The organism is Hungatella sp. (assembly GCF_046966825.1).
The window spans coordinates 1-1,957 of sequence record NZ_JBKVCZ010000294.1 but is presented as its reverse complement, the minus strand read 5'-3'; the positions used below and the strand labels follow the sequence as shown (position 1 = coordinate 1,957).

At 49.8% G+C, this 1,957-nt stretch carries 1 protein-coding gene and 1 pseudogene; both read right to left on the bottom strand.

Annotated elements, in window-relative coordinates; translation table 11 throughout:
• Positions 1-570: 570 nt before the first annotated feature.
• The gene (locus ACLTD4_RS33995) at positions 571-1,650 is read right to left on the bottom strand and encodes a DUF4097 family beta strand repeat-containing protein (RefSeq protein WP_117623690.1); all 1,080 of its coding nucleotides are present in this window, start codon (positions 1,648-1,650) and stop codon (positions 571-573) included.
• A pseudogene (locus ACLTD4_RS33990) lies at positions 1,647-1,957 on the bottom strand (hypothetical protein); the annotation flags it as partial. The gene ACLTD4_RS33995 and the pseudogene ACLTD4_RS33990, both read right to left, overlap by 4 nt.

Genomic DNA, 1,957 nt, shown 5'->3' with positions numbered 1-1,957 from the left:
CGCTCTCAGTGCCCGCAAAATCGCGTCCTGAAAACGCGATTTTGCCCCTGCTCCGGCGGCTATTCTCCCTAAGTCCCACCGACCTCTGCATCATTCACCTTTCTCTCCCTGCCTCCCGCACTCCCTTTTCCGGCCAGGTTGTGAAAAAGTCCATTGGCACTTGGCTCCACAAAGGGGTGGAGGAACATAAATGGACTTCCGTCGGGGAACTGAGAACGCTGGAAAAGACTATTGTTTTTTATCTTAAGGAGCCAATACACAGCCAAAGAGCCTGAGGAGAGCAGGAGGGGGACGGGGGCAGACGAACAAAAGGGTTCCTTTTCCGAGGTTCGCAGGAAGTTAAGCAGAAAGACAGGAAAAAAGGGTGGTGAAATCTGGCCTCCAAGCCAGATTTCAAGTGGACACGGAGGAGAAGTCCTTCAGGAGTTCTCCGTAGTTTGCACGATCCGCCCTTTTTTCCTGTCTTTCTGCTTTACTTCCTGCCACCGAGGAAACAAGAACCCTTTTGTTCGTCTGCCCCCGTCCCCCTCCTGCTCTCCTCAGGCTCTTTGGCGTAGCATTCTCCCCCCACTATTTTGTCAGGATCCGCATCGATCCGTCGTTTGCTGTCATAGCGATATTTTTGTCCGCCCCGTTATTCTCTCTCAGATCTTTTTCGCTCGTATTCCTGCCGTTTAAGTTAATATCTCCGTACTTCATCATGAGATCAAAATTATAATCCTTCTCGGCGCCTGTGAGCTCCAGAGTGATGTCGCCGTACTTGTTTTCAAAGTCTCCGTTTTTTATATCAGCCATTCTGATATCGCAGGACCCGTCAGACTGCTTCATGGTCAGCGAATCCGCAACTACTGCGCTGCCCTTGACGCTTCCATATTTGTTAGTCACGGTAATATTCCTGGACACGATATCCTTTAATACAATCTGGCTGTCGGAGGCATCAATATCCAGACGGTCAGCCTCAATACTATTTAAATCCGTTTCTCCATACTTGTTGATGATATCGAGAGAAGTAAACGTACCGCTGTCACAGTGAATGGTCCCGTCGGAAGCGGTAAAGTAAGCCGTCTCGGCCTTTATGCCCTTTAAATCGATGCTGCCGTATTTCGATTTGATATCCAGTGTTTTGGTATCCGGTCCGTCGTAGATTACGCTGCTGTCGCTGGTATAGAGTTTTACTGCATCCATGGGAGTGTCCTTCGGCACGTAAATCGTTACGCTGCCATCCTCCCGGTCGTGTACATAGCTGCCCTCTATCACCAGGAAACCGGCCGATCCCCATGTCTCGCTGTTAGTCGGTTCCGGAACACAGGTAAAGCTCAGGATTCCATTCTTTACCGTGTATTCAGGCTCTTTATTTCTTATATAGAGATGGTATTCCAGGTAGTAGGAATCATCTTCTGACGGCTTTATCTTAATACCGTTATAGTTCACCCGGACATCCATGGAGGTGAACGGATCAATCTTTGTTTTCTCAAGCTCAACCAGCTTTTCAGCATTTAAATTCCGCGCCTGCTGGTTGGTATACATCCCATTCCTGCCGATCCAGAAGCCCGGCTCTCCGCCCATGGCATATCCGGCCAGAGACAGTCCCAGACCAGCCACGATGCAGACACCCGCAACAGCCATGGTAACCTTCATGATTTTCTTCATTTTTTGTCCCCCCTCGTCAACAGTCTTTTTGTGAAACCGGCCATCCCCTGGTAAATATACTTACAGCTTGCACATCCGGCGCAGATCAGAAGCAGTCCCACTCCCGATTCTCCCAGTGCCGTGCCGAGTATGAAGATTCCACTGGCCAGCTGAGACGGAAGGAAATAGAAACCTGCCACGAGACTCACGATTCCAACAGCCACAAATACTACTCCGCTAAGGAAAAGCGCTACGAAAATAGAAAAGACCATAAGCACCATGGCCAGACCGAAGACCACAACGAGCAGCAGGAGAGGCAGTCCGATGG

Coding starts and splice junctions, on each gene's coding strand:
- ACLTD4_RS33995 (WP_117623690.1), bottom strand. CDS start 1,650: ATGAAGAAAATCATGAAGGTTACCATGGCTGTTGCGGGTGTCTGCATC.